The organism is Ensifer sp. 38_S197 (genome assembly GCF_056924495.1).
Map to the genome: position 1 here is coordinate 273,449 of NZ_JBXOVZ010000002.1, position 25,560 is coordinate 299,008.

Here is a 25,560-nt window from a genome sequence, read left to right on the forward strand (position 1 = left end):
ATTGATCCGGCCGAGAACTCGGCTAAGGTCGGCAAAATCCGTCGAAAAGACTGTAATACAGGGTGGAAAGTGATGATTTTTTCGTCTGACAACTGGGCTGGCGCCCATCCAGCGATTGCCGAAAGCCTGATGGCGCATGCCGGCGGATACGCGTCTGCCTACGGCACCAGCGATCTCGACCGGAAAGTGGAAAAGAAGTTCGCCGAGATTTTCGAAAGGGATGTCGCCGTCTTCTTCGTCGGCACCGGAACCGCCGCCAATTCGCTGGCGCTTGCGACCGCCAACCGTGCCGGCGGCATTACCTTCTGCCATCGCGAGGCGCACGTCATCGCTGATGAATGCGGCGCGCCGGAATTTTTCTCGCATGGCGCCAGGCTGAAGCCGGTCGACGGACCATGGGGCAAGATGGAGGCGGCGCGGCTCGAATCCGAGATTCGGCGCTATCCGCTGGACAATGTCCATGGCGGCCAGCCGGCAGCGGTAACGCTGACCCAGGCGACGGAAAGCGGCACGGTCTATTCGCTCGCCGAGATCGAGGCGATCGCCGCCGTTGCCAAGGCGCATAAGTTGCCGGTGCATATGGATGGCGCCCGCTTCGCCAATGCGCTGGTCAGCCTCGGCACGACGCCCGCGGAAATGACCTGGAAGCGCGGCGTCGACCTCGTCTCCTTCGGTGGCACCAAGAACGGCTGCTGGTGCGCCGAAGCGCTGGTGCTGTTCGATCTCTCCAAGGCGCACGAAATGCATTTCCTGCGCAAGCGCTCGGCTCAACTCTTCTCCAAGTCGCGCTTCGTCTCGGCACAGTTCGAAGCCTACTTTACCGGCGATCTCTGGCTGAACCTCGCACGCCATGCCAATGCGATGGCCGCCCGCCTTGCCGAGGGTATTGCCGCCTCGAAGACGAGCCGGCTCGCCTGGCAGGCGGACGCCAATGAGGTCTTCCCCATCCTGAGGAAGGACGTGGCGGCGAACCTTAGACAGCAGGGTGCCGTCTTCTATGACTGGCCCGTGCCGCACGACCTCGACGGCAGTCTCGCAGAGAATGAAGGCCTCTATCGTCTCGTCACCAGCTTCGCGACGAAGGCCGAGGACGTTCAACGCTTCGTTGCCGCCTGCTGAGGCCGTTCCGGAAAAACGGCGACGCCTTTCGGTCGGCGTTACATGCTGCAAGAAACTGGATCATCCCGCCGCCTGGGCGGGATGATCTTCCCGCATCAAACCTGTCCCTGCAACGTCCTCACATTGGAGAGGATCTCGGCCGAAAGGGCCGCACTCAGCTTGCGGTCGACGCCCTTGCTCGGCACCAGCACGAATTCAACGTCCTCGAGCGGCGGCAGCGCGCCGGCCGGTATCTCCTTCAGTCCCGCCGGCACCATGCTGCGCGGCTGCACGAGCACGCCCATGCCGGCGCGCGCGGCCGCCGTCAGCCCGCTGAGACTGCCGCAGGTGCAGACGATGCGCCACGGCAGGCGGTGGCGGTCGAGCACCTCGAGAGCGACGCTGCGGGTGATGCTCGGCGGCGGAAAGGCAATCAGCGGCAGGACCTTGTCACGCCTGATCCTTTCGGGATCGCGCGCCAGCCAGACGAGCGGTTCGCGGTAGACGAGCTCTCCCCTGAGATCGCCAAGCCTTCGTTTGGCAAGTACGAGATCGATCTCGCCATTGTCCTGCATTTGATAGAGCACGCCGCTCAAGGCGACGGTCAGTTCGAGATCGACAGACGGGTGTGCCCGCACGAAATCTTCCAGCACCGCCGGCAACCGGCTCATGACGAAGTCCTCGGAAACGCCGAGACGCAGGCGCCCGCGCAGGCTGCTTTCGGCAAAGAGCGCCCGCACCTCGCCGTCGATCGCCAGCATCGACCGGGCATGGGCAAGCAGCGCAAGCCCATCCGCCGTCAGGGCCACCCGGTGCGTATCGCGAGCAACCAGGGTCCGCCCAAGGGAGGCCTCGAGCCTCTGAATGTGCTGGCTGACGGTCGATTGTCCGAGCGACAGTTTTTCCGCCGCCAGCGTGAAACTGCCCATCTGCTCGAGGGCGACGAAGCTGCGCAACTGCACGAGATCCAGCATAGCTCATCCCAAATCGCGATAACTGTTATTCCTTGCATCCTGCTTCATAATGAGCGATCCCGGCAAGACGTTTGATGACGAGCAAGTGACCTAATATGCGCCGCTACCTTCCCGATACCTTCACCATCCTGCTTCTGGCGACGGTGCTGCTGGCATCCGTCCTGCCGATCCACGGTGATGCCAACGTCTGGTTCGGCATGGCGACGAAGGTGGCCGTTGGCATGGTCTTCTACCTGCATGGTGCGCGGTTGTCGCGTGACGTGGTGATCGCCGGCATCCTGCACTGGCGGCTGCACCTGACGATCCTTGCCTCGACCTTCGCGCTCTTCCCACTGATCGGTCTTGCGATCGGCTTCGTCCCGAACTCGATCCTGCCGTCGACCCTCTATACCGGCATCCTCTTCCTCTGCGTGCTGCCCTCGACGGTGCAATCGTCGATCGCCTTCACCTCGATGGCCGGCGGCAACGTGCCGGCGGCGATCTGCTCGGCTTCCGCTTCCAATATCTTCGGCATGTTCCTGACGCCGCTGCTCGTCGGGCTGCTTTTTTCCGCCGGCGGCCATGGCGGCGTGACACTCGATGCGCTGGAGCAGATCCTGCTGCAATTGCTTGCACCCTTCATTGCCGGGCAATTGCTGCAGCCGTGGATCGGCGTCTGGATCCGGGCGCGCAAGGGGCTGCTGGCCCCCGTTGATCGCGGTTCGATCCTGATGGTCGTCTATCTCGCCTTCAGCCAGGCGGTGACATCGGGCCTCTGGCAGACCTACTCGCTGACCGATCTCGGCATCCTGGTCGCCATCGAGATCCTTATGCTGGCGCTCGTCCTCGCCATCACCATGTTCGGCAGCCGCCTGCTCGGCTTCGACAAGGCGGACGAGATCGCCATCACCTTCTGCGGCTCGAAGAAAAGCCTCGCAAGCGGCGTTCCCATGGCGAGCGCCATCTTCGCCGGCCAGAACATCGGCGCGATCGTGTTGCCTGTCATGCTGTTCCACCAGATCCAGCTGATGGCCTGCGCCGTCATCGCACAGCGCTACGCCGCCAAGAAGCAGGCGTCCGCGATACCCGCGCCGGCCAGATCCTAGATCATCCCGCCTTCAGGTGGCATCACTGGCAAAGGCCTGGCGCGATTCCGTCGGGAACCCGCGCGATTACCAAGAGCCAATAAAAAAGCGGCGCCCCTGGGGACGCCGCCTGTCTTGGGAGATTGTCTTCGCGGTTAAAGGCTCTGAGCCTCGATCTGCTTCGGCTGCGAGGCAACGGACGAAATCTCGATCCGTCGAGGCTTGGCTGCTTCCGGGATCTCGCGAGTGAGGTCGATGTGCAGCAAGCCGTTCTTCAGCGAAGCGGACTTGATCTCCACGTGATCGGCAAGCTGGAAGCGGCGTTCAAAGGCGCGCTTGGCAATGCCGCGATGGAGAAACTGGCTTTCTTCGCCGTTTTCCTCGGCCTTTTCGCCCTTGACCGTCAGCGTGTGCTCACGGGCCTCGATCGAAAGCTCGCTCTCGTCAAAGCCGGCAACGGCCATGGTGATGCGGTAGGCGTTTTCGCCGGTGCGTTCGATGTTGTAGGGCGGATAGGTCTGAGCCTGATCCGGCTGGCCGAGGCTATCGAGCATCGTGAACAGGCGATCGAAGCCGACGGTGGAACGGTAGAGGGGAGAGAAATCGAAGTGACGCATTGTGTCCTCCTTGGAGCAACGGTTTGCGATGTCTGGTCGGCCACCCCATTTTGGCAGCGGCAGGACCGGTGAACGGACCCGTCTTCGGCGCCCGTGACCCTGATTTGGGGAGGCGAATTCGCGACTTCAAGACGTGAGCGCTCACGATTTTCCCGTGAACCCGACATGAATGGCCGCTTCGGCTTCCGTTCAGCCGCGGGAGGCTAGAAGGAAAGCCTGGGCGGCAACTCCCAGGCTGAAGTGATACGTCCCTTCCCCTTCAGCGGCCGGAAACGGTGATCGTCCGGATTTCACCCACCGTTTCCGGCCTTTTTTCTTTGACGGCGAAGACCCTGCCGCCTATCCCTTGATGCTATCGATCAACCGTTCTTCCTGGCCGCTACGACGTCATGACATCGATCCTGCACTCGACACCGGACAATCCGATCCCGGAAAATTACGTGGCGGGCTTCTTCGATGGCGTCGGCGGCCGCAAGATCCGCTACGCGATCTTCAAGACGAAACAGCCGGTCGCGCGCGGCACCGTCGTCCTGCTGCAGGGGCGCAACGAATCGATCGAGAAATATTTCGAGACGATCGCCGAACTCATGGCCGCCGGCCTCTGGGTCGCCACCTTCGACTGGCGCGGCCAGGCCGGCTCCGAGCGGCTCTTGCCGCACCCCGGACGCGGCTACGTCGATCACTTCACCGACTATGAGCGCGACCTCAGCACCTTCCTGGAACAGATCGTGCTGCCGGATACGCGCCTGCCCTTCTCGATCGTCGCCCACTCGATGGGTGCGCTCGTTGCCCTATCGCTGGCACCGATGCTGGCAAGCCGGATCGATCGGCTGGTGGTGCTGGCGCCCTTCGTCGGCCTCGGCGGCCAGGCGCTCGGCGAGCGCAGCATCGCCACGGTTGCGACCCTTATGCGCTGCATCGGTCTCGGCACGCTGCCGGCGCATCCGGACAAGGGCAACCGTCCGTTCGAGAACAACGTCCTGACGGCGGATCGGCGCCGCTACCGGCGCAACATCGCGCTGACCGACACGCATCCGGAACTGCAGCTTGGCCCGCCGACGGCGCGCTGGCTGAGCGAGGCCTTCCGTGCCATGCGCCGAGTCATCCGCCGCGAGCATCTGACGCGCATCACCCTGCCGACGATCATCCTTGCGCCGACTGCGGACCGTCTGGTGCCGCATCTCGCCGTCGAGTGGCTGGCACGCAATTTCCGCGCCGCCCAGATGATCCCGATCGATGGCGCCCGCCACGAACTGCTGCATGAAGCGGATCGTTATCGCGCCCAGGCGATGGCAGCGATCCTCGCCTTCATCATCCCCGAAGAGGGCGACGATCGAGAAAATACCGCCGCCTGATAGAGGCGGTACTTTCGCTAATTGTTTTGATTTACGGGACTCTTCCGCACCGGCGCGAAAGTGCGTGGCGCGTCTCAGCCTTTCAGGATTTCCAGCGCCTGCGCATGCAGTTCGGCATTGCCGGCGGCGATCACTTCGCCGCCCATTTCCGCCGGTCCGCCCTGCCAATTGGTGATGATGCCGCCGGCCTGCTCGATCAGCGGGATGAGGCCGCCGACGTCATAAGGCTTCAGCCCGCATTCGATCACCAGATCGACGTGACCGGCAGCGAGAAGCGCGAAGGCGTAGCAGTCGCAGCCATAACGGAAGAGCCGGACCTTGCTCTGCAGTGTCTCGTAGCGGGTCTTGAAATCGCCGGTATAGAGATGCGGCGACGTCGTGAAGAGCACCGCGTCCGAAAGCGATTTGCAGGCGCGCGTCGAAAGCACCTGTTCGCCACCGGGCCCGCGGTAGATCGTCTTTTGGCCATCGGCGAAATAGCGCTCGCCGGTAAACGGCTGGTCCATCAGGCCCATGACCGCCTCGCCATTGCGATAGAGGCCGACCAGCGTGCCCCAGACCGGCAGGCCCGAAATGAAGGCACGGGTACCGTCGATCGGATCGATGACCCAGACATGTTCGCGGTCAAGCCCGACATTGCCGTGCTCTTCGCCGAGGATGCCATGTTCGGGGAAATGCCTTTCGATCAGCGCGCGGATCGCCGCTTCTGCCGACCGGTCCGCCTCCGTCACCGGATCGAAGCCGCCTTCGAGCTTGTTGACCACGCTGGTGCCGATCCGGAATCGCGGCAGGGTCTCTGCCTTGGCAGCTTCGGCAAGGCGATCGAAGAAGGCGCGGTCAGGCAGCATGGCTCTCTCTTAGGGAAGCATGGAGGAAGGTACGTCCTGCATAGCGGAAATTCACCGAAAGGCAAACGAGTTGAACGGGGCAAGCTGCTTGCTGTCGCTGGCATCACGGCTGCGACGAGGGCCGCGAGCTCGGGCGCCGCGAGGCCCGGCCCTCGTCCCGATCGTCGTTTTGGCGATTTCAATCGGTTGAGATGGCGCTTCGACCGAAAAACTCTTGATGCACCGCAAAAGTTTTCAGCGAAGAAACTTGACATTTGTGCAGTGCAAAATTAAGGTTTGGGTACAGTCACCTGTGACTGTAAATACCCTCCTTGGGTGTTTCCTCCCTAGACTTGACCGCGCCGTTGGCGCGGTTTTTTTTGAAGCTCCCGAGAGAAAATCCGATGTCATTCCGCTGCGAGCGGGAGGTAGGCGCCGTAGTCTTCGACATGACGGGAAAGCGACGCGACGAAGGTTGTGAGATCCGCAACCAGCGCGCCGAAGCCGGGCTTGCGCACCAGCGTCGTCTCATCGACATAGAGCGCCCGGTTGATCTCGATCTGCAGCGCATGCAGCCCGCGCGTCGGGCGGCCATAATGCTCGGTGATGAAGCCGCCGGCATAGGGCTTGTTGCGTACGACGCTGTAGCCGAGCTGCTGCAAGAGATCGACCGCGGCGCGCGAGAGCTCGCCCGCGGCACTGGTCCCATAGCGGTCGCCGATGATGAAATCGGGACGCTGGGGGCTGCCGGGCAAATGCATGTTCCCGGGCATCGAATGACAATCGATCAGGACCGACAGACCGAACTGGACGTGGGTGCGCGCGATAAGCTTGCGCAAGGTGGCATGGTAGGGCTTGTAGATCGTCTCGATCCGCGTCAGTGCATCCTCGACCGGGAACCGTCCGCGATAGATCTCCATGTTCTCGGCGACGAGCCGCGGTATCGTGCCGAGGCCGCCGGCGACGCGCATCGAACTGATGTTGGCATGGGGCGGCAACGGGCCGTCGAACATGCGTGGGTCGAGCTCGTAGGGCTCGCGGTTGACGTCGAGGAAGGCGCGCGGGAAATGCGCCAGCAGCATCGGCGCTCCGAGAAAAGTCGCGTTCTGGAACAGCTCCTCGACATAGTGGTCTTCCGACCGGCGAATTGAAACGGCGTCGAGCCGCGATTGATCGAGAAAGCTCTGGGGATAGGAACGGCCGCTATGCGGCGAATTGAACACAAAGGGAATGCGCTGGATTGGAGGTTCCAGGACCTCGAATAGTTCCCTCTCCGCAATTTCCCCCATCTGAACCCTTTTTTACCATATGCGGTTCGTACAATTGTCATCATGTTGCCAGTTGGTCCGCTCTGTGTCCATAGTGACCAATCACAGCTCCCGGGGAATTGACGTCCCGCGTTCACGAGATATTTACCGCGTTGCGGTTTGGATAAAACGCCGCAATCTACGCGCAATGAACTGAAAAAAGAGAAGCACGGCCGAATTCATGACTGCGAAAATCCTTCTTGCCGAAGACGACAACGATATGCGCCGGTTCCTGGTGAAGGCGCTTGAAAAGGCCGGCTACAAGGTCATGTCCTACGACAACGGCGCCAGCGCCTATGACCGGCTTCGCGAGGAGCCTTTCTCGCTTCTCCTCACCGACATCGTCATGCCCGAAATGGACGGCATCGAGCTGGCGCGCCGCGCGACAGAACTCGATCCGGACCTCAAGGTCATGTTCATCACCGGTTTTGCCGCTGTCGCGCTCAACCCGGACTCCAAGGCGCCAAAGGATGCCAAGGTGCTTTCGAAGCCCTTCCACCTCCGCGACCTCGTCGACGAGGTCAACAAGATGCTGGCCGCCGCCTGAGCCACGGCGGTTTTCCACAGCCTCTGCCGCTCACGGCACACTGTGGCGGCCGGCTACGCGCCGCGCGTCTTATCAGACGCGCAAAGGTCGCTGTAGAACTTTGATTTGCTGCATGTCTTTGTCTTTCCGGCTACGATCAAGGGAGACATGCAGTAGGACGATTTCCGATCGACCGCCGCAATCCACAAGGGATCTGCGGCGGTCTTTTCGTTTCAAGGCCTTAGCAGGAATCCCGGAAATCCGGGCACTCGTCGGCTCGCCGCGACCGACCCTCGAACGGGAGAAAACGGGCCTTCGAAATTTCTGTCAAAAAACCTTCGAAAACCCTATTGACGCGGCAACGGGTTTTGTGGTCTATGCGCCGACATCGGATGGGCGTGTAGCTCAGCGGGAGAGCACTACGTTGACATCGTAGGGGTCACAAGTTCGATCCTTGTCACGCCCACCATTCGAATTCCAAGGGCCTTTCGAGAAATCGAGAGGCCCTTTTCGTTTGCCCCCTGACGTACCGGCTGGCGACACCTTCACTCATTCCGATTCTTTACGAAGTTTAATGTCGTCCGTCATGGAAGGGCCGGGCTCTACGCCCTAGTTTGCCTTTGCAATCTGATCCTATCCGCAGTCCATCGCATCCGTAGACCAACGGGCGGTAGCGCAACTCGCGCCTTGTTGCGCGACCGCGACGCCGCCGGCACATCTTCTCAGAATGAGAAAGGAACGGACAATGCCTGCTGTCAAGAACATCTTGCTCGTACACGGCGCCTGGGGCGATGCATCCCATTGGCGTCATGTGATCCCGCCGCTCCACGCCAAGGGCTACAGGATCGCCGCAGTGCAGAACCCGCTGACCTCGCTTGCCGACGACGTCGAGCGTACGCGCAGGCTGGCGGAGGCGCTCGAGGGCCCGACCCTGCTCGTCGGCCACTCCTATGGCGGCGCGGTGATCAGCGGTGCTGGCCACGCGTCCAATGTCGTCGGCCTCGTCTATATCGCGGCCTTCGCACCCGATGAGGGCGACAGCCTCGGCAGCATCTTTGCACGGCGCGACCCGCCCTCTGGTGCCGCCAGCATCCAGCCCGACAAGCACGGTTTTCTCTGGTTGGCGCAAGACACGTTCCGCCAGAGTTTCGGCCAGGATTTGAACGAGACCGATGCTTTGGTCATGGCGGTGGCGCAGAAGCCGATCGCCGGGCGTTGCTTCGAGGACAAGGCCGGACCGCCGGCCTGGAAGACGAAGCCAAGCTGGTACCAGGTATCGCGCCACGACAACATGATCCCGCCGGAAACCGAACAGTGGATGGCCGAACGCATGCATGCAAAGAAGATCATCACGCTCGACGCCAGCCACGCTTCGCTTGCATCGCATCCAAGGGAGATCGTCGCGCTGATCGACGAGGCGATCGCGTCGTTCGGCTAAGCCTGTCGCGACGAAAAACCCCGTCGATCGCCGGATCGACGGGGTTTGTTCCAGGACCGCCGCCGACATCAATCGCCGTCGACGGCCAACCATCCAAGGTCGTCGCCCCTAAGGCATGTCGCGCAAAAGTGCGCAGCGGTTTTGCGATTACGACATGCGAAATATCAAGGGCTTAAAGCGCAATGAGCGAATCTGAAGGATCGCGACGCGCTTCAGTGCACCATCGCGGAAGCGACGGACATCAGTTCGTCGCGACGGGGAACGCCGAACAGGTTCTTGCCGCCATCCGGTACTTCCGTGAAGCTCCAGCGCACGACGCCGTCGCGATCGAGCAGGAATTCGCCGACGAGCTGCCCGGCCCCCGTCGCAATCATCCGTTCGTCCGCTTCCGTGACCTCATAGCCGTCCGCCTTGTCGAGAAAGACCATCGCCGCCATCGGGTCCATCGGCTCCGGCATTTCGCCCGGCAGCTTCACCTTCATCGCCATTAGCGTCGATTGCGCGATCTTGCGTGGCCACTCGTCCTCATCCGCCGTGAATTCGAGGTTGGGCAGCCCGAAGGCCCGATGCGAGACCCGCTCGGGATCGGAAGCGGCCAACAGGTTCGGCACGGGATGATAACGGAAATAGAGGCGGGCCCGCTCGATCGGCGTGTTGACCACCGTCAGGCTCTCGATGCCCCTCTCCCGCAAGGCGCCGTCGAGCTGCGCCATGGCAGCGATCTGCCGTCTGCAGAACGGGCAATGCAGGCCGCGGAACAAGCCGACCAGGACCGGTTTTCGGCCACGAAAATCATCAAGGGCGATCTGACCTTCCTGCGTGATTGCGTCGAGCACCACATTCGGCGCCCGGTCACCCGGCTGCAACGGCCGTCCACTCATCGGCTCAACCATGTCTCGTCTCCTCATCCCGGCCGGAACGCTCCCGGTACGCCTGTGGCAGGGCGGGCGCTTTTTCTCCGGCAAGTTATGCGCAGCAACGCAAACGCGGACGCTGCGCCCCACGCGACGCCCGGAAATGTCAGTCGAGAAACGGCAGAATCATCAACGCCTCAGGATCGAGACCATGTTGCGCACATATGTCTCGCGCCAAGGCGAAGTACCTTTCCGCTGCATCGAGATCGCCGGCGTCCAGGCAGAGCGTCGCCAAGCCATCATAACACGGAAACAGGAGCTGCGCCTCTTGCGTTTCTCCGCAAAGGTCGAGCGCCTCCTGATAGAGGCTGCGGGCGACATCCGGCCGGCCATGACACTGATGGATCTGGCCGAGCACCAGCAGCGACACCGGCAGATGGTCGCGCTGGTCGAGTTCCCGGTCGATCGCAATCGCGCGTTCGGCTGCCGGCATTCCATCCGGCGCACAGCGATCGGTGAAGGTGCAATAGGCGACCGCAAGGTTGGCGAGCAGACGCGCCTGAAAACCAAGGTCGCCGATGCGCCTGGCCATGTCGAAACCGCAGCGGCAAACCTCGATCGCACGTTTCGGATCGGTGACCGCGTAAAGCACCGCCAAATTGGTGTAGCCGCGACAGGCGGCATTCAACAGGTTCGCGCCTTCCGCCACCGCGACACTTCGCTCGACGATACCGATCGCTTCGGCGCTACGGCCAAGGCGGGCAAGCGTCACGCCCTTGGTGTTCAGCGCCTCGGCCTTGACCCGCATCGCCTCCCGCTCGGCCTCCGGGTTGTCCGGGGTATATGCCGCAATGCGATCCAGGGCGTCGTCCGCCGCCTTGAGGGCGCCGGCATAGTCCCCCATGCGGAAGGCGAGATGGCCGCATTCCTGCGAAAGATGCGCACCTTCAATCGGCGCGCTCACGCCCTCGAGCAGCTCGGCGGCTGCGGCAAAGGAAGCCAACGCCTCGTCACGCCGCCCGGCTTCCCACAGATGATGGCCGAATTTGCGCCGGATCCGCGCCGATGCAACGCGGTCGTCCGTGGCGCAGTATATCTCCAGAAGCGCGCCATAGTGCTGAACCGCCGCCTCGCGCTGACCGGTCGGCCCCAGGAGATCGGCGATGCGTTCGCGTGCGGCCAGCCATTCAGGCCCCTCCTCGCCGGTGGCCGCCAGCGCCGCCATGGCCTGTTCATAGAGCCGGATGGCATCGTCATTGGCGTAGAGCGCCCGCGCCCGGTCTCCGGCTGCGATCAGGTAACGGGCGCCCTTGGCCTTGTGTTCGGAGAGGCCGAAATGGTGGCCGAGCAGCGCCATTTCCTCAAGCCGTTCGGTATCCTCGCCGAACCGGCGCTCCAGCACCTTGCCGATCAACGCATGCTCGTCCGTGCGCCGGCTGAGCAGCAGGTTGTTGTAGACCACCTCCTGCAACAGCGTCTGGGTAAACCGATAGGTCTGCGTACCCAGCAACCCGCCGCCGTCGCTGGTCTCTTCGATGATCTCCGTGTCGCAGAGCAGATCGAGAACCGCGTCCACAGACGTCCGCCCCGAAACCGCTTGCAGCAGATCCGCATCGAAGCGCGATCCGATCATCGCAGCGTGATGCAGCAATCGGCGGGCGTCCGGCGGCAGCCGGTCGACGCGGCCGAGCAGCATCGCCTCGATGGTCACCGGAATCTCGGCGGCCGCCTCGCGCTCCACCACCCGCCAGGACGAGCCGACCTGCTGCATGGCGGAAACATCGATCAGGCCGCGCACGATTTCCTCGATGAACAGGGGATTGCCGCCGGCTCGCGCCAATATGCGGCCGGCAAGCGCCTGATGCAGCCCATCCTCGCCGAAGAAGGCCGCAAGCAGCCGTCGCCCGTCGGCTTCTGAAAGCGGCGCGAGGCGCAGCGCGGTCAAGCTTGTACGGCCCGGCTTCAGCCGATCGGCATCGGCGTCGGGCCGCTGGGTGGTCAACAGCATCAACGGGCTGGCTTCCGTCCGGTCGAGGACGAAGGACACGGCCTCCAGCGAGGCAGCGTCGGCCCAGTGCAAGTCCTCGATGACGAGCAGCAAGGGCGTTCGTGACAGGCGCCGTTCAAATATCGCCCTCACCGCCGCGAAAAGCTGCCGGCGCATCTGTTCCGGCTCCACATGGCGCAACAGCTCATCCTGGGAATCCACGCCCAGGATCCGCAGGAACAACGGCACCAACTGTTCGAGCTTGTCCTGGGCAAAGCCGATCTCGGCCAGTCCGGCGGCAAGCAACTCCGTCGTCCGCTGCAGGCTGTCGCTCATCGAAATCCCATAGGCACCGCGCAACACCGCCGCGAGAACGCCATAGGACGGTTCTCCGAGCGAGGAACTGCCGGCGCGGCGAACGACGACATTCGAAAAGCGCGGATCGGCGGCCACCCGTTCGAGAAATTCGTTGACCAGCCGCGACTTTCCGAGCCCGGCCTCCCCCGTCAGGCGCACGAGCTGCGCCGCCCCGCCGCAGGCGAGCTCCAGGCAATCACCGAGGCGCTTCATCTCCGTCTCACGCCCGATCAGCGGCGCGCCGAGCCCCAGCGCCTCGAGGCCACGTGCCCGGCGCGGCGCCTCCAGCGACTGCGTCAGCCTGTAGACCTCGACGCTGCCTGCCTTGCCGCGCAGCGTCATCGCGCCAAGCGCCTCGTAGACAAAGGCGTGGCAGGTCAACCGATAGGTCACCGGTCCGACGAGGATCTCCCCGGGGCCCGCCAGCGACTGCAGCCGCTGCGCCGTGTTGACTGCGTCGCCGGTCACCGAATAGCCCTTGCCGTCGCCGGCGCCCAAATGCCCCGCCACGACCGTTCCGGTGTTCAGCCCGATATGGAGGTCCAGTGGTTCGCCTATCCGCCGCTGCCAGCGCTCGCCGACCCGCCTTGCCCGGCCGGCCATGTCGAGCGCGGCACGAAGCGCCCTCTCGGGGTCGTCCTCGTGCGCCACCGGCGCGCCGAAGAGGGCAAGCAGCGCGTCGCCGATAAATTTGTCGACGAAACCACCGTAAGCCTCGACCGCCTCGGTCAGTTCTTCAAAGAGTTCGTTCTGGAATGCCCTGAGGACTTCCGGGTCCACCTGTTCGCTGAGACCGGTAAAGCCGCAGAGGTCGGCGAAGAGAATGGTGGCCGTGCGGCGGTCGGCGCCCGCCTCCTCCGGCAAAAGCGGTGCGAGCGCCTCTCTGCCGGATCGCCCCGGAAGCGTCTGCGCGGTCGCGGGTCGCGAAACGGTCGGCTTTATCGGGGCCGGGGCTGCAAGCCTGGTGCCGCAGGTGGGGCAAAACGAGAAGTGTGGCGGACAGAGTGCGCCGCAACCGGGGCACGGGCTATGCTGCTTGGCACCGCAATTCGGGCAAAACGCAAACCCGTCTTGAATCTCACAACCGCACTCGTGGCAGTTCATCGAGGGCGAACCTTCGGATGAGCCCCGGATCGCACGGCGAATGCTGGGCCAGCCGGGGCATGGTGGCTTCAAAAGAATGAACCCGCGCCAACCGCTTTGCAAGCACAGCAAGAATCTGGATAGGGGATTACCGATGCCGCCTCGTCCAAGGCTCTGCCGAGCCTCGTCTCCGACGGCAATTTCTCGATCGGTCAGTTGAGGCTTACGGACGAGCGACGATGCATCATCCGCAATGTCCGTCTCGAGCGCGGTCAGGAGTGGACGCCGCCCGCCTTTGGTGTGAAAACGTATCGAGATCGATGGCTGCACCTTCCGGCGCGCGGCATACCTCTTCCGGCTGCCTGTCGCTGGCCTCGACCGCGAAGCGGATGGCCGCCGTTTCGCTGGTGAAGAGGCCGCCGACGACGCCTTTGCGGTCGGAAACGACCCACCAGCCATGGCGGTCACGGCCGACGACGAAACGTGCGCGTGCGCGAAAACCGCGCCGGATCTGCTGCGTACTGCCCATGATGGAATGATCCTTGTTGATGGGAAGGAAGACTTAACCGGCAATCCACGAAATGGCGGCCTGAATGCCATAGGCGAGGCCAAGAACGATACCGAGGCGGATGCCGATGCCGAGAAAGGCATCGCGAACCGCGCTGTTGTTATCGCGGCGGCTCTCGAAGTTTTCGTTGGCTTGGGCGCGTCGGCGCGGTTCGGCTTGAGCGGCAAGATGCGGCAAGCGTGACATCATCTATCTCCTTTTGGACCTAAGGTCCGGCCGCGCGCTGACCCCACGGACGAAGGGACGCGGCCGGGACGGAAATTGTTCAGGGAACTCAGCTCGCGAGCGTGATACGGACGCCACGACCGACATGAGTGGAGGACGGAAGTTCGGTGAGCGGCTCGAGAGCCGCACGAATCTCGGCGGCCGTCTCGGGCGCAACTGGGGTCAGCGGCAAGCGCACGTCCGGGCGGAGCGCACGCACCAGATGCAGCACATATTTGATCGGTCCCGGATTGGTCTCGCGCTCCAGCGCCACCAGCAACGGCCTTAGCCGTTCATGGATGGCAAGCGCAGCACCTGCGTTGCCGGTGGTGATCGCCTGATGCATCGCCACCACCAGCCGCGGAACGACATTGGACGCGACCGAAATGGTGCCGTGACCGCCACAGAGATTGAAGGGCAGCGCCGTCTGGTCATGGCCGGAGAACGGGCGAAGGCGGCTCTTCAGAGCAGCAGGCAGGGACAGGATCCGCCCGATGTCGCCGGTCGCATCCTTGATGCCGACAATGCCCGGAAGCTCCGCCAGCCGTTCGAGGGTGCGCGGCGTGAGATCGACGCCCGTGCGCGAAGGCACGTTATAGACGATGACGGGTATGTCGACAGCCTTCGCGATCGCCTCGAAGTGGCGATAGAGCCCCTCCTGCGACGGCTTGCTGTAATAGGGCGCAACAATGAGCGCCGCGTCGGCGCCAAGCGCCTTGGCTTCCGCCGTCAGCGCGATCGTCGCCTCGGTGCTGTTGGTGCCGGTTCCGGCAATGACCGGCACCTTCCGCTCGGCGACCTCGACGCAGCGTTCGATCACGATTGTCCGTTCGGTGCGCGACAGCGTCGGTGCCTCCCCGGTGGTGCCGCAGGCGACGAGGCCGGAGATGCCGTGGCGAATCTGCCATTCGACCAGCGACATCAGGCCGACGATATCGATCTTGCCGTCGCGAAACGGAGTGACGAGCGCCGTGATCGCCCCTTCGAGGCGCAGCGAATGCATGCTCATGGATATATCCTTCAGGTGGGAAATTGGCCGCGCCCGGCGGCACCGGCGGCAAGCTGGCAGCCGCGGCAGGAACGCAGGAAGGCGCCAAGGATCGCAGCCGCCAGATCGGCATGCCGTGCCTTGAACGTGACCCGGCCGGCACCCGATTGCTGATAGCGCAGCGTGCAGGTCCAGAGGCCGCGCTCGTGGCTGAGCGTACGCAGGCAAAGTTTTGCCTCGGTCGTGGACGTCAGGTGGATGACCGCGTCGACCAGGGCATCGGCCGCCATCAAATCGCGGAACCGGCGCGACGGCCACTCGTCCACGCCGAGATCGGGCAGTTCCCGGATCAGGCGGACAGCCTCCCAGACGTGATGTTCGCGCAGCCGGCGAACGGCCATCAGCCGCCGCAGCAGCACTTCCAGGGCATCTGCATTCGCCTCGACAGTATCGGACCGCTGCCGCGGACCGATCTCTGGCAGGAGACCCCGGGCATGACGGCGCAAGCTGAAATCGTGAAGAGACATGGAACTCATCCGCATTCGATGAGGAGAGCCTAGCTCCATCGGCCGTCCGGATTCGATTCCGAGTTCGGGCGCCCGGCGTAAGATTTCCGTAAAGCCTCCCGATTGCCGCTGTCCAAGGCCTCCATGCGCGGCTAGATTGACCTTCGAAGGGACAGATAACCCCCGCGAAACGCAGGTGCGCGGCGTCGAAATAATCTGACGCAAAAGATGACGTGCACGCAATTTTGCGCTAGGTAGCCCCTTCTGTGGCGATAAGGATCGCCATGTTTCGAGCAATGCCCCCTGTCCGTGAAGGAACATGCCATGCCTGCCTATCGCTCACGTACCACCACCCACGGCCGTAACATGGCCGGTGCCCGCGGCCTCTGGCGCGCGACGGGCATGAAGGACAGCGATTTTGGCAAGCCGATTATTGCGGTGGTGAACTCGTTCACGCAGTTCGTGCCGGGCCACGTGCACCTCAAGGATCTCGGCCAGCTCGTCGCCCGCGAGATCGAGGCGGCCGGTGGCGTCGCCAAGGAATTCAACACGATCGCCGTCGACGACGGCATCGCCATGGGGCACGACGGCATGCTGTATTCGCTGCCGTCGCGCGAGATCATCGCCGACTCGGTCGAGTACATGGTGAATGCTCACTGCGCCGACGCCATGGTCTGCATCTCGAACTGCGACAAGATCACGCCCGGCATGCTGATGGCGGCGCTCCGCCTCAACATCCCCGCGGTCTTCGTCTCCGGCGGCCCGATGGAAGCCGGCAAGGTCGTGCTGCATGGCAAGACGCATGCGCTCGATCTGGTCGATGCCATGGTCGCCGCCGCCGACGACAACGTCACAGACGAGGACGTCAAGGTCATCGAGCGTTCCGCCTGCCCAACCTGCGGCTCCTGCTCCGGCATGTTCACCGCCAATTCGATGAACTGTCTCACCGAAGCACTGGGCCTGTCGCTGCCCGGCAACGGCTCGACGCTGGCAACCCATGCCGACCGCAAGCGCCTCTTCGTCGAAGCCGGCCATCTGATCGTCGATATCGCCCGCCGCTACTACGAGCAGGAGGATGAAAACGTCCTGCCGCGCAGGATCGCCTCCAAGCAGGCGTTCGAAAACGCCATGGCGCTCGACATCGCCATGGGCGGCTCGACCAACACCGTGCTGCATATCCTCGCCGCCGCCTACGAAGGCGAGGTCGATTTCACCATGGAGGATATCGACCGGCTGTCGCGCAAGGTTCCGTGCCTGTCGAAGGTCGCGCCGGCCAAGAGCGATGTGCATATGGAAGACGTGCACCGCGCCGGCGGCATCATGTCGATCCTCGGTGAACTGGACAAGGGCGGGCTCATCAACCGCGATTGCCCGACGGTTCACAGCGCCACGATCGGCGACGCCATCGACCGCTGGGACATCACTCGTACGACGAGCGAAACGGTGCGCAACTTCTTCCGCGCGGCCCCCGGCGGCATTCCGACTCAGGTCGCCTTCAGCCAGGAGGCGCGCTGGGATGAGCTCGACACCGACCGCGAGAAGGGCGTCATCCGCTCCGTCGAACATCCCTTCTCCAAGGACGGCGGCCTCGCCGTCCTCAAGGGCAACATCGCGATCGACGGCTGCATCGTGAAGACCGCCGGCGTCGACGAAAGCATCCTCAAATTCTCCGGCCCGGCCCGCGTGTTCGAGAGCCAGGACGCTTCGGTCAAGGCAATCCTCGGCAACGAGATCAAGGCCGGCGACGTCGTGGTCATCCGCTACGAAGGACCCAAGGGCGGCCCGGGCATGCAGGAAATGCTCTATCCGACGAGCTACCTGAAATCGAAGGGCCTCGGTAAGGCTTGCGCCCTGATCACCGACGGCCGCTTCTCCGGCGGCACCTCCGGTCTTTCGATCGGCCACGTTTCGCCGGAAGCGGCCAATGGCGGCACGATCGGCCTGGTGCGTGAAGGCGACATGATCGACATCGACATCCCGAACCGCACGATCAGCCTGCGCGTCGACGAGGCGGAGCTTGTCAGCCGCCGCGCCGAACAGGATGCCAAAGGCTGGAAGCCGGCCGAGCAGCGCAAGCGCAAGGTGACGACGGCGCTGAAGGCCTATGCCGCCTTCGCCACCTCGGCCGACCGCGGCGCTGTGCGCGATCTCGGCGAGCACTGAGCCGTAAGCAAGCTAGGACGATAAAAGGCTCCCGCGCTCCGGGAGCCTTTTTTCTTGGGCGATTTCTTGGGCCGGTTTGCGCCCACCCGGCCGCGTTCCACACCCGTGGCCTTCTTTGCCGAATGAGGGGCATCTGTTATTTTAGCTGACCCTAAGATTAAGAGGGCGGGTCATGGCAAACACATCCGAACTGCTCGGTACGTGGAAGATGCTCTCCTGGAAGCGCGAGGTTGTCGCCACCGGCGAAACCAGCGATGCCATGGGCGCCGATCCGATCGGCTATCTCTCCTACAACCGGGATGGCCGCGTCAGCGCCGTCGTGGTGAAGCGCGACCGCCCGAAACTGAAGGGCCCCGTGCCGACGGACGACGAAAAGGCGGCGCTCTTCGATACGATGCTCGCCTATGCGGGAACCTACGCGCTGGAAGACGGCCGGATCATCCACCACCTGGATGCGAGCTGGAATCCGGCATGGGGCGTGTCCGATCTCATCCGCCCCTTTTTCGTGGAGGGCGACAAGCTGGTGATCTACGGCGCACCGGCCATCGACCCCAGGACCGGCGAGGAGGTCACATACCATCTGGAATTTCGCCGGCTTTGACCGACAGTCCAACTCCAGGCGTCAGAGATGGCGCGTCTCAGCGGGCGCGTGGAACCAGTTGTTGTTGCGTCCGTCCATGTATCGCACCGGCGCCTCGGCGAGCACCGCCGGATCGAGGTCGTCGAGGCAGGCGACGTTGACCGAGTAGTAGGCACCACCGATTTCCTCGATATAGCCGTGACCGAAGGCGGCAACGCCGCAGGTCTTGCAGAAGCGGTGATGGACGCTGTCGCTGCCGAACTGGTAGTCGGCGATATTGGCCTCGTCGCATTGCAGGCGAAAATCGTCGGGCTTGACGACCGCGCCCCAATAGCGCCGCTTCCAGCAGATCGAGCAGTTGCATTTGCCGGTGCCGGCGTCGAGGTCGACATCGGCCTCATAGCGGATATTTCCACAGTGGCAGCTTCCCCTGTAGGTCAGTTTCATCGCTGTTCCTCCTGCTTGCCGAACCCCGACGGATCTGTTTATCGTCTGCCCACAATGACAGCATATTGCCATGACGGGCTTGCTCAATGCATTTGCCATATTGACAATATGTTGTCAATAAAGAATGAGATTCTGGTCCGCCGGTCAGCAATAGCAAGCCTCTATTGACCGCAGATCTACATCCATTGCATATCTATGACCCATTCCCTTCCGGGTCCGCTTGCACTCACCTCTATCTTGCTAAGACGCCTTGTCGAAATCAACGCAAACTGACAATATGATGTCATGTAAAAGCATCCAGAAAGAGGTAGCGCGTCAACATGAAGGACCCTGAACGGACGCCCGCCGGCGACGCCTTTGCGGAGTTTTCGATAACGGCGCTGCGGCTTGCCGGTCCGCTGACGCAAGCGGGCGACGCGCTTGCCAAACCTTCCGGACAGACAAGCGCGCGCTGGCAGGTGCTGGCCGCAGCAAACCACGCACCCATGTCGGTCGCCGATGCGGCACGCGCACTCGGCCTCGCGCGCCAGGGCGTGCAGCGCATTGCCGACCTGTTGGAAGCGGACGGCCTGATCGCCTACAGGGACAATCCGACCCACCAGAGGGCGAAGCTCATGGTCCTGACGGCGGCCGGCGAAACGGCACTGCGCGAGATCAAGGAGCGGCAGGCGGCCTGGGCCGACCGGCTCGGTGCCGAGTTGGGCGAAAGACGCCTGCGACAAGCCTCGGCCCTGATGGCGGAGATCACCGAAGTCCTCAGGGAACGATCCTCAGCGGCAGATTAGCCACTCAGCAATACCGTTCAAGCCAGCATCAGCAGATCCGCGCGCAGCCGGTCCGGCCCTCCTTCGCCAAGGACCGGATCGAACGCCTCATGCAATGCCTTCCAGATGGGAAGGGCCCGCGCCAGCAGTACTTCGCCTTCCTGTGTCAGCCGCAATCGCCGTGACCGCCGATCCTCCGGGTCAGGAAAGCTCTCGACCAGGCCGCGCCGTTCCAGCGGCTTCAGCGCCGCGGTCAGCGTCGTCCGATCCATGGCAAGCAGCGACGCAACCGATCCCATGTTCGGCGGCGCCGGACGATTGAGCGACATCAGCAGGGAAAACTGCCCGTTGGTGATATCGAGAGGCCGAAGCGCCTCATCGAACCGGCGGGCTATGGCGCGAGCGGCACGCTGCACATGCAGACAGAGGCAGGTATCCTTCACATGCAGGGTGGTCTCGAACGGAATTGACGGCATCTTTGACATGACTGATTAATGTTGATATCAACGTAATTAGTCAAGTGCAACGTTGGAAGGAGGAACGGGCATGAGACAGGAGCACGCAGTCGTATCGCCTCAGGAGTGGTTGAAAGCGCGCAAGGAACTGCTCGCGCTGGAAAAGGAACACACCCACGCACGCGACAAGGTCAATGCTGCCCGGCTGGCGCTGCCCTGGGTGAAGATGGAAAAGACCTACGTTTTCGACACGCTCTCCGGGCGCAAGTCGCTGTCCGAACTCTTCGACGGCCGCAGCCAGCTCATCGTCTACCATTTCATGTTCGGGCCTACCTGGGAGGCCGGCTGCCCCGGCTGCTCCTTCCTGGCCGATCACTTCGCCGGCATGCTGCCGCATCTCAACCACCACGACGTGACGCTGATCGCCGCATCGAATGCACCGCTTGCGAAGATCGAAGCCTACAGGAAGCGCATGGACTGGCACTTCCCATGGGTCTCGGCGGCGGGCAATGGATTCAACCATGACTTCCACGTCGCCTTTTCTCCGGACGAACTCGCAAGCGGCAAGGTCGCCTACAATTTCACCGAGATCGACAGTGCCAAGGCGCATGAAGAACTGCCGGGGCTGAGCGCCTTCCAGAAAGGCGAAGGCGGCGCGATCTATCACACCTACTCGTCCTATGCCCGCGGTCTCGAGGAACTGATCGGCACGTTGATGCTGCTCGATCGCGCGCCGAAGGGCCGCAACGAAGACCGGACGATGAGCTTCGTCCGGCGCCACGACGAGTACGAACAGGAACGCAAGGCAGGCTAGACGTACAACATCCGCGCGGCGGAACCTTTCGCTAGCGCAAGCGTTTCACGAGCGTTCGCGCGTCAAGCGATGATCTGCGCCCGCCAAAAATGATCTGCGCCCGCCAAAAAGGACAAGCAAAACTGTGAGAGCAGAACCGGAAGAAGCGCATCGCTGGCTCGAACAAATGCTGGGCGACTGGCAGGTTCGCACCTCCGGGCCGGACAACGAACCCGATGGAAGCGGTCCCTGGAGCGAACATGTTCGCTCGCTTCAGGGCCTCTGGATCGTCTGCGAAGGTCAGGGAACGATGCCGAGCGGCAGCTTTGGCGAGACGCTCATGACGCTCGGCTACAATCCCGAGACAAAACGCTATGTCGGCACCTGGGTCGGCTCCATGCTGACCCAGATGTGGGTCTATGACGGCGAACTGGATGCGGACGGCAGGTCCCTGTCCCTCTATTGCGAGGGACCGGATTTCGAGACTCCCGGCAAGACCGCGCGGTACCGGGACATCATCACGCTCATCGATCAATCCCGGCGCCTGCTGACTGCGCAGGTGCAGGCACCGGACGGAAGCTGGAAAGAGATGATGACGGCGGAATACGTTCGCCGGGATTGAACGCGGGTTGGGCGATCTGTCCATGGTCTTCCTGCCACGCCGCTAGAACCTCATCCGACGACGGTCCATTCGAGCATGCAACCAAGCGGCGCAAGACGCGCCGCGCCAAGGCAAACTGGAGCAAGGCAATGGCAGATCACGGCAAATTCGTTTGGTATGAATTGATGACGACGGACATGGCCGCGGCGGAAACGTTCTACAAGGACGTCGTCGGCTGGAGTGCCCGCGATTCCGACATGGCCGGTATCAGCTACACGCTGTTCAGCGTCGGCGAACTGCCGGTTGCCGGACTGATGACCATGCCGGAAGGCGCGCTCGAAATGAAGGTGCCCCCCGCCTGGCTCGGTTATGTCGGCGTCGACGACGTCGATGCGACCGCCGCCAAGATTGCGGCCAAGGGCGGGAAGGTTCACCGCGCGCCGGACGATATCCCGGGCATCGGGCGTTTCGCGGTCGTTACCGACCCGCACGGCGCCGTGTTCGCCATTTTCAAGGGAACGGGCGATCCGCCGCCGGCCACCGATCCGATGACGCCGGGCTTTGTCGGCTGGCATGAGCTCGCGTCTGGCGACCTCGACACCGCCTTCCCCTTCTACGTCGAGCTCTTCGGCTGGACGAAGGACCAGGGCATGGACATGGGCGAGATGGGCACCTACCAGATCTTTGCCCATGGCGGCGCCCCGATCGGCGGGATGATGACCAAACCAAAGGAAGTACCCGCGCCCTATTGGCTCTACTACATCAACGTGCCGACGCTTGACACATCGATCGAGCGGGTCAAGGCCGGTGGAGGAAAGGTCGTGCTCGAGCCGATGGAGGTGCCCGGCGGCGCCTGGATCGTTCAGGCGCTCGACCCGCAAGGCGCGCTTTTCGCGCTGGTCGCGCCGAAGCGTTGAACCGGCCGTACGTATCGCCAACCGACTAGCGTTCGCGGGAAACAAGGCCCGCCTCCCATGGAGGCGGGTTTCTTTCGATCCGATGGATGGAGCGCACTGGCCAACTGCCGCCCTGGCCGTACGCATCCCTCGGTTGCGGCGAGACCCCTAGTATCTCAGGGTATTTCAAGCTTATTTAACACCTTATACGATAGCAGGAGCAACGAGCACACTGATTTCGGATGGGTTTCTTGTCGCACGACAAGAATTGTCGCCGACAGCCAAAGCGATGAGCGGCGACATGGGTGGAGCAACTTCGCGTAAATGAAGAGCAAAGGCGGCAGCTATACGCCCCCAGAGACGGGCGTTGCGAAAGCGCGTACCGCAACGGCGCTGCGCCACAAGCTCCAATGGCTGCTCGCCATCGTCGTCGCCTGTACCGGTGTGCTCGCGACCGAGATCATTGCCGCCTCCTATAGCGATTTCGTCATCGCCCGCCGCAACCTGATCGAAGTCATGGCCTTCTGCCGCGTGCTCAACGCGGCAAACTATCTCTCGGCCGAACGCGGACCTTCCAATGGCGTGCTCGGCATCGGCGTGGCGCCCGGTTCGCCGGTCCAGGCCCGCCTTGCCGCGTTTCGCGCCCGCAGCGACGAGGCGCTCGCCAAGCTCACCGAAGACATCGACAATGCCAGCCGCACGGAGCCGGCCGGTGCCCTCTCCCCCATTCTCGTCGAAGTCCGCCGCCGCCTGATGCTGGCACGCGCCGAGGTCGATCGCATTGCCGCACTCCCGCCCGAACGACGGGACCTGACAGAAATCCAGGCAACGATCGAGGCGATGTTCAGCGTCATCGATGCCATTCGCCCGGCGATCGACTGGAACGTTCAACGCCTGACCAACACCGACCCGAACCTTGCCGGCATCGCGCTTGCGGCGCAGATGCTCGCCAATCTGCGCGAAGACGGCGGCCGCCTCGGATCCCAGGTCATGGCCCCGGTTGCCGTCGGCCAGCCGCTCGAAGCGAAGAACATCGCCGACAGCGAACGTACGCGCGGCAGGCTGCAGGAGATCTGGTCCATTGTCGGCAAGCCCGGCGCCCTTCCCGGCCTGGAACCGGCCAATATCGCAGATCTCGCCAGGATCGACCACGAGTTCTTCGGCGAAGGATTTGCGATCATCGACGGCATCGTCGCGATCGGCAGACAATCGGGCGCCTACCCGATGACCGCCGAGCAACTGACCGACCGCTTCGTCCCGAAGATGAAGCCGCTCGAGGATCTTCGCCGCGCCTTCATGGATGCGACCGTCGAGCGGCTCGCGGTGAACAAGACGCGGGCTTCGGTCAAGCTGGCGGTCGCCAGCCTCGCGACCTTCGCCCTGTTCCTGGTCCTGCTGGTTCTGATGCGCCGCGCTCGCTCGCTGGTCTTCGAGCCGCTGCTCATTGCACGCCACAGCATCATCGAACTCGCCAACGACCGCCCGATCGCGCGTCTTCAAGGCAAGGGCGGTGAAGGCGAGATGGGGCGCTTGTTCGACGCGATCGACGTTCTGCGCAAACGCCTCGACGAACGCGCGCTGCTGATGCGGCATCTCGAACGCCAGGCCGAAACCGATGAACTGACCGGCTTGCTCAACCGCCGGGCCCTGGAGCTCATCGGTGGCGCTGAAGACGCGGCCGGCAGCAACCAGGATGCCTGTCTGATCCTGATGGACATCGACCATTTCAAGCAGATCAACGATACCCACGGTCACTTGGTCGGCGACATCGTGCTCAAGGAAACCGCCCGCATCATCCGCAACTCCGTGCGCAATTCTGATCTCGTCGCCCGCTTCGGCGGCGAAGAGTTCGCGATCATCACCCCGGGCGACAGCATCGAGTCGGCCCTTACGCTTGCGGAACGGATCAGGGCCAATCTCGCCCATGAACCGATCGTCGTTGCGGGCGGACAGAAGCTGAACGTCACCGCCAGCTTCGGCGTGGCGGAGGGACGAACCGCAAACGGCGGATGGAAGCATCTGATCGAGGGCGCCGATACGGAACTCTATCGCGCCAAATCGGAGGGTCGCAATCGCGTCTGCGGCCGTCCTGCGGAGCTTGCCTCCTTCACAAAGACGAAATCCGCGCGCGCGTAGCCAGAAAGTCGAGCACGACCCGCACGCGAGCAGGCAGAGCCCCGCCCTGACCGTGGAACACGGCGTGGAAGACTTCGGTGTCGCCGGGGTTCAGGTGCTCGACGAGCGGCAGCAGCCGGCCGGCCTGGATATCCTCTCTGACGGTGAAGGTCGGAAGGCGGGCAAGGCCCACGCCCGCAAGCGCGAGCCTGCGCAAGCCCTCGCCATCGCTCACCCGCACCCGTTCCGTCGGCGGCAGAACGATCTGTTCTGCATTCGAAAGGAGCGGCCAGCCATCGAACGCCCGGGCGTAGCTATGGCTCAGCCGGTTATGCGCCTCGATATCCCCGATGGTCTGAGGCACGCCAAAACGATCGAGATAGGACGGGGCGCCGACGATCGTCATCGACGTGCTGCCGAGCTTGCGGGCGATCAGGCTCGATGTCTTCAGCGGGCCGGCGCGCACGGCGATATCAACCCGCTCCGCCATCAGATCGACGACGGCGTCCGTCTGCAGGATATCGAGGGAGACCGACGGAAACTCCGCCAGGAATTCGGGCAGCACCGGCATCAGGGCATGCGTCGCGTAGGAAGCGCTGGCATTGAGGCGGACCCGGCCCTCCGGCGTCTCGCCGGCACCGGCCGAGCGCTCCGCTTCGTCGATGTCGGCGAGAATCCGTACGGCCCGCTCATAAAAGGCGCAGCCTTCCGCCGTCAATTGCAGCCGCCGCGTCGACCGGTTGACGAGCCGGACACCAAGCCTTTCCTCCAGTCGCTGGACGAGTTTGCTGACGGCCGATGGTGTCATGCAGCAGACCTTGGCCGCGGCCGAGAAGCCGCCAAGCTCCACCACCTTGGCAAAGACCGCCATCTCCCCCGACCGATTGATCGTCAAGCGCGACATGTGACTTCAACTCACAAATGATGTTCCTTCATAAGGTCTACATCGCCAATGAGCCCGACACCACCTTCTCCCTGAAGCGAGCGCCGGTG

The 25,560-nt window shown here is 63.2% G+C and carries 25 protein-coding genes and 1 tRNA gene; 13 read left to right on the forward strand and 13 right to left on the reverse strand.

From position 1 onward, the window contains the following. Window positions 1-72 precede the first annotated feature (72 nt). Window positions 73-1,119 carry a threonine aldolase family protein gene (locus tag AC1Z3V_RS14655; protein ID WP_483499978.1) on the forward strand — a complete coding sequence of 349 codons (1,047 nt, stop codon included), beginning with the start codon at window positions 73-75 and terminating at the stop codon, window positions 1,117-1,119. Between the two features lie 95 nt (window positions 1,120-1,214). On the opposite strand, the gene AC1Z3V_RS14660 is transcribed toward AC1Z3V_RS14655, so the two are convergent. Continuing rightward, complete coding sequence (locus tag AC1Z3V_RS14660; RefSeq protein WP_429813269.1) at window positions 1,215-2,072, reverse strand: LysR substrate-binding domain-containing protein; 858 nt, start codon at window positions 2,070-2,072, stop codon at window positions 1,215-1,217. 95 nt (window positions 2,073-2,167) lie between these two features. On the opposite strand from AC1Z3V_RS14660, the gene AC1Z3V_RS14665 reads away from it, so the two are divergent. After that, window positions 2,168-3,157 (forward strand): bile acid:sodium symporter family protein, encoded by a 990-nt coding sequence (locus AC1Z3V_RS14665; protein WP_483499979.1) that lies wholly within the window; start codon window positions 2,168-2,170, stop codon window positions 3,155-3,157. A gap of 134 nt (window positions 3,158-3,291) precedes the next feature. On the opposite strand, the gene AC1Z3V_RS14670 is transcribed toward AC1Z3V_RS14665, so the two are convergent. Beyond that, on the reverse strand, window positions 3,292-3,753 hold the full coding sequence (locus AC1Z3V_RS14670; RefSeq protein ID WP_429813264.1) for an Hsp20 family protein: 462 nt from the start codon (window positions 3,751-3,753) through the stop codon (window positions 3,292-3,294). 389 nt (window positions 3,754-4,142) lie between these two features. Here AC1Z3V_RS14670 and AC1Z3V_RS14675 point away from each other — a divergent pair, with 389 nt between their 5' ends. Further along, window positions 4,143-5,108: an alpha/beta fold hydrolase gene (locus AC1Z3V_RS14675; RefSeq protein ID WP_483499980.1), complete on the forward strand. Its 966-nt coding sequence runs from the start codon at window positions 4,143-4,145 to the stop codon at window positions 5,106-5,108. A gap of 74 nt (window positions 5,109-5,182) precedes the next feature. Here AC1Z3V_RS14675 and hisN read toward each other — a convergent pair whose 3' ends face one another. Together hisN and AC1Z3V_RS14685 are read right to left on the reverse strand one after the other, a co-directional pair. Further along, window positions 5,183-5,956, reverse strand: a complete 774-nt coding sequence (gene hisN, locus AC1Z3V_RS14680) for a histidinol-phosphatase (protein WP_483499982.1) — start codon at window positions 5,954-5,956, stop codon at window positions 5,183-5,185. Between the two features lie 386 nt (window positions 5,957-6,342). Then, complete coding sequence (locus AC1Z3V_RS14685; protein ID WP_483499983.1) at window positions 6,343-7,224, reverse strand: N-formylglutamate amidohydrolase; 882 nt, start codon at window positions 7,222-7,224, stop codon at window positions 6,343-6,345. Between the two features lie 199 nt (window positions 7,225-7,423). On the opposite strand from AC1Z3V_RS14685, the gene cpdR1 reads away from it, so the two are divergent. From cpdR1 to AC1Z3V_RS14700, 3 genes are all read left to right on the forward strand, one after another. Next, window positions 7,424-7,789, forward strand: coding sequence for a response regulator CpdR1 (gene cpdR1 / locus AC1Z3V_RS14690; RefSeq protein WP_034786813.1), 366 nt, complete (start codon window positions 7,424-7,426; stop codon window positions 7,787-7,789). A gap of 373 nt (window positions 7,790-8,162) precedes the next feature. Further along, window positions 8,163-8,237, forward strand: a tRNA-Val gene (locus AC1Z3V_RS14695). A 276-nt stretch (window positions 8,238-8,513) separates the two neighbouring features. Next, the gene (locus AC1Z3V_RS14700) at window positions 8,514-9,206 is read left to right on the forward strand and encodes an alpha/beta hydrolase (RefSeq protein ID WP_483499985.1); all 693 of its coding nucleotides are present in this window, start codon (window positions 8,514-8,516) and stop codon (window positions 9,204-9,206) included. A 212-nt stretch (window positions 9,207-9,418) separates the two neighbouring features. Here AC1Z3V_RS14700 and AC1Z3V_RS14705 read toward each other — a convergent pair whose 3' ends face one another. The 6 genes from AC1Z3V_RS14705 to AC1Z3V_RS14730 all read right to left on the reverse strand — a co-directional run bounded on the left by AC1Z3V_RS14705 (window position 9,419) and on the right by AC1Z3V_RS14730 (window position 15,774). Continuing rightward, window positions 9,419-10,099 carry a peroxiredoxin-like family protein gene (locus tag AC1Z3V_RS14705; protein ID WP_429813251.1) on the reverse strand — a complete coding sequence of 227 codons (681 nt, stop codon included), beginning with the start codon at window positions 10,097-10,099 and terminating at the stop codon, window positions 9,419-9,421. Window positions 10,100-10,226: 127 nt separating this feature from the next. After that, window positions 10,227-13,508 (reverse strand): adenylate/guanylate cyclase domain-containing protein, encoded by a 3,282-nt coding sequence (locus AC1Z3V_RS14710; protein ID WP_483499988.1) that lies wholly within the window; start codon window positions 13,506-13,508, stop codon window positions 10,227-10,229. Window positions 13,509-13,731: 223 nt separating this feature from the next. Beyond that, window positions 13,732-14,016: a hypothetical protein gene (locus AC1Z3V_RS14715; protein ID WP_483499990.1), complete on the reverse strand. Its 285-nt coding sequence runs from the start codon at window positions 14,014-14,016 to the stop codon at window positions 13,732-13,734. Window positions 14,017-14,049: 33 nt separating this feature from the next. Beyond that, a complete protein-coding gene (locus tag AC1Z3V_RS14720; RefSeq protein WP_483499991.1) occupies window positions 14,050-14,241 on the reverse strand; it encodes a hypothetical protein in 192 nt (63 codons plus the stop codon). An 88-nt stretch (window positions 14,242-14,329) separates the two neighbouring features. Then, window positions 14,330-15,268, reverse strand: a complete 939-nt coding sequence (dapA, locus tag AC1Z3V_RS14725) for a 4-hydroxy-tetrahydrodipicolinate synthase (protein WP_483499993.1) — start codon at window positions 15,266-15,268, stop codon at window positions 14,330-14,332. Between the two features lie 11 nt (window positions 15,269-15,279). Then, on the reverse strand, window positions 15,280-15,774 hold the full coding sequence (locus AC1Z3V_RS14730) for a hypothetical protein (protein WP_483499994.1): 495 nt from the start codon (window positions 15,772-15,774) through the stop codon (window positions 15,280-15,282). Between the two features lie 303 nt (window positions 15,775-16,077). Between AC1Z3V_RS14730 and ilvD the strand changes: the two genes are divergently transcribed. Both ilvD and AC1Z3V_RS14740 read left to right on the forward strand, forming a co-directional pair. Further along, window positions 16,078-17,916 (forward strand): dihydroxy-acid dehydratase, encoded by a 1,839-nt coding sequence (ilvD, locus tag AC1Z3V_RS14735; RefSeq protein WP_483499996.1) that lies wholly within the window; start codon window positions 16,078-16,080, stop codon window positions 17,914-17,916. A gap of 172 nt (window positions 17,917-18,088) precedes the next feature. After that, a complete protein-coding gene (locus AC1Z3V_RS14740; protein WP_483499997.1) occupies window positions 18,089-18,517 on the forward strand; it encodes a lipocalin-like domain-containing protein in 429 nt (142 codons plus the stop codon). 21 nt (window positions 18,518-18,538) lie between these two features. Here the strand turns inward: AC1Z3V_RS14740 and AC1Z3V_RS14745 are convergent, their stop codons facing one another. Continuing rightward, on the reverse strand, window positions 18,539-18,943 hold the full coding sequence (locus AC1Z3V_RS14745; protein WP_483499999.1) for a GFA family protein: 405 nt from the start codon (window positions 18,941-18,943) through the stop codon (window positions 18,539-18,541). 320 nt (window positions 18,944-19,263) lie between these two features. Between AC1Z3V_RS14745 and AC1Z3V_RS14750 the strand changes: the two genes are divergently transcribed. Beyond that, window positions 19,264-19,728, forward strand: a complete 465-nt coding sequence (locus AC1Z3V_RS14750; RefSeq protein ID WP_483500000.1) for a MarR family winged helix-turn-helix transcriptional regulator — start codon at window positions 19,264-19,266, stop codon at window positions 19,726-19,728. A 17-nt stretch (window positions 19,729-19,745) separates the two neighbouring features. Here the strand turns inward: AC1Z3V_RS14750 and AC1Z3V_RS14755 are convergent, their stop codons facing one another. Then, the gene (locus AC1Z3V_RS14755; RefSeq protein ID WP_483500002.1) at window positions 19,746-20,192 is read right to left on the reverse strand and encodes a MarR family transcriptional regulator; all 447 of its coding nucleotides are present in this window, start codon (window positions 20,190-20,192) and stop codon (window positions 19,746-19,748) included. 61 nt (window positions 20,193-20,253) lie between these two features. On the opposite strand from AC1Z3V_RS14755, the gene AC1Z3V_RS14760 reads away from it, so the two are divergent. The 4 genes from AC1Z3V_RS14760 (at window position 20,254) to AC1Z3V_RS14775 (ending at window position 24,588) form a co-directional block, all read left to right on the forward strand. Then, the gene (locus AC1Z3V_RS14760; RefSeq protein WP_483500004.1) at window positions 20,254-20,976 is read left to right on the forward strand and encodes a DUF899 domain-containing protein; all 723 of its coding nucleotides are present in this window, start codon (window positions 20,254-20,256) and stop codon (window positions 20,974-20,976) included. Between the two features lie 124 nt (window positions 20,977-21,100). Then, window positions 21,101-21,577 carry a DUF1579 domain-containing protein gene (locus AC1Z3V_RS14765; protein WP_483500006.1) on the forward strand — a complete coding sequence of 159 codons (477 nt, stop codon included), beginning with the start codon at window positions 21,101-21,103 and terminating at the stop codon, window positions 21,575-21,577. A 128-nt stretch (window positions 21,578-21,705) separates the two neighbouring features. After that, window positions 21,706-22,473, forward strand: a complete 768-nt coding sequence (locus AC1Z3V_RS14770; RefSeq protein ID WP_483500008.1) for a VOC family protein — start codon at window positions 21,706-21,708, stop codon at window positions 22,471-22,473. Window positions 22,474-22,776: 303 nt separating this feature from the next. Next, window positions 22,777-24,588: a diguanylate cyclase gene (locus AC1Z3V_RS14775; protein WP_483500010.1), complete on the forward strand. Its 1,812-nt coding sequence runs from the start codon at window positions 22,777-22,779 to the stop codon at window positions 24,586-24,588. Here AC1Z3V_RS14775 and AC1Z3V_RS14780 read toward each other — a convergent pair. Continuing rightward, window positions 24,560-25,471 carry a LysR family transcriptional regulator gene (locus AC1Z3V_RS14780; protein ID WP_483500012.1) on the reverse strand — a complete coding sequence of 304 codons (912 nt, stop codon included), beginning with the start codon at window positions 25,469-25,471 and terminating at the stop codon, window positions 24,560-24,562. The genes AC1Z3V_RS14775 and AC1Z3V_RS14780 overlap by 29 nt on opposite strands. Between the last annotated feature and the right edge of the window lie 89 nt (window positions 25,472-25,560).

Excerpts from the sequence above, each read along its gene's own strand:
- AC1Z3V_RS14770 (WP_483500008.1), top strand. The coding sequence starts at position 21,706 with ATGGCAGATCACGGCAAATTCGTTTGGTATGAATTGATGACGACGGAC.
- AC1Z3V_RS14715 (WP_483499990.1), bottom strand. The coding sequence starts at position 14,016 with ATGGGCAGTACGCAGCAGATCCGGCGCGGTTTTCGCGCACGCGCACGT.
- AC1Z3V_RS14655 (WP_483499978.1), top strand. The coding sequence starts at position 73 with ATGATTTTTTCGTCTGACAACTGGGCTGGCGCCCATCCAGCGATTGCC.
- AC1Z3V_RS14710 (WP_483499988.1), bottom strand. The coding sequence starts at position 13,508 with ATGAACTGCCACGAGTGCGGTTGTGAGATTCAAGACGGGTTTGCGTTT.
- cpdR1 (WP_034786813.1), top strand. The coding sequence starts at position 7,424 with ATGACTGCGAAAATCCTTCTTGCCGAAGACGACAACGATATGCGCCGG.
- hisN (WP_483499982.1), bottom strand. The coding sequence starts at position 5,956 with ATGCTGCCTGACCGCGCCTTCTTCGATCGCCTTGCCGAAGCTGCCAAG.
- AC1Z3V_RS14670 (WP_429813264.1), bottom strand. The coding sequence starts at position 3,753 with ATGCGTCACTTCGATTTCTCTCCCCTCTACCGTTCCACCGTCGGCTTC.
- AC1Z3V_RS14775 (WP_483500010.1), top strand. The coding sequence starts at position 22,777 with ATGAAGAGCAAAGGCGGCAGCTATACGCCCCCAGAGACGGGCGTTGCG.
- AC1Z3V_RS14745 (WP_483499999.1), bottom strand. The coding sequence starts at position 18,943 with ATGAAACTGACCTACAGGGGAAGCTGCCACTGTGGAAATATCCGCTAT.
- dapA (WP_483499993.1), bottom strand. The coding sequence starts at position 15,268 with ATGAGCATGCATTCGCTGCGCCTCGAAGGGGCGATCACGGCGCTCGTC.
- AC1Z3V_RS14750 (WP_483500000.1), top strand. The coding sequence starts at position 19,264 with ATGAAGGACCCTGAACGGACGCCCGCCGGCGACGCCTTTGCGGAGTTT.
- AC1Z3V_RS14755 (WP_483500002.1), bottom strand. The coding sequence starts at position 20,192 with ATGTCAAAGATGCCGTCAATTCCGTTCGAGACCACCCTGCATGTGAAG.
- AC1Z3V_RS14660 (WP_429813269.1), bottom strand. The coding sequence starts at position 2,072 with ATGCTGGATCTCGTGCAGTTGCGCAGCTTCGTCGCCCTCGAGCAGATG.
- AC1Z3V_RS14685 (WP_483499983.1), bottom strand. The coding sequence starts at position 7,224 with ATGGGGGAAATTGCGGAGAGGGAACTATTCGAGGTCCTGGAACCTCCA.
- AC1Z3V_RS14665 (WP_483499979.1), top strand. The coding sequence starts at position 2,168 with ATGCGCCGCTACCTTCCCGATACCTTCACCATCCTGCTTCTGGCGACG.
- AC1Z3V_RS14675 (WP_483499980.1), top strand. The coding sequence starts at position 4,143 with ATGACATCGATCCTGCACTCGACACCGGACAATCCGATCCCGGAAAAT.
- AC1Z3V_RS14780 (WP_483500012.1), bottom strand. The coding sequence starts at position 25,471 with ATGTCGCGCTTGACGATCAATCGGTCGGGGGAGATGGCGGTCTTTGCC.
- AC1Z3V_RS14730 (WP_483499994.1), bottom strand. The coding sequence starts at position 15,774 with ATGTCTCTTCACGATTTCAGCTTGCGCCGTCATGCCCGGGGTCTCCTG.
- AC1Z3V_RS14700 (WP_483499985.1), top strand. The coding sequence starts at position 8,514 with ATGCCTGCTGTCAAGAACATCTTGCTCGTACACGGCGCCTGGGGCGAT.
- AC1Z3V_RS14705 (WP_429813251.1), bottom strand. The coding sequence starts at position 10,099 with ATGGTTGAGCCGATGAGTGGACGGCCGTTGCAGCCGGGTGACCGGGCG.
- AC1Z3V_RS14720 (WP_483499991.1), bottom strand. The coding sequence starts at position 14,241 with ATGTCACGCTTGCCGCATCTTGCCGCTCAAGCCGAACCGCGCCGACGC.
- AC1Z3V_RS14760 (WP_483500004.1), top strand. The coding sequence starts at position 20,254 with ATGAGACAGGAGCACGCAGTCGTATCGCCTCAGGAGTGGTTGAAAGCG.
- ilvD (WP_483499996.1), top strand. The coding sequence starts at position 16,078 with ATGCCTGCCTATCGCTCACGTACCACCACCCACGGCCGTAACATGGCC.
- AC1Z3V_RS14740 (WP_483499997.1), top strand. The coding sequence starts at position 18,089 with ATGGCAAACACATCCGAACTGCTCGGTACGTGGAAGATGCTCTCCTGG.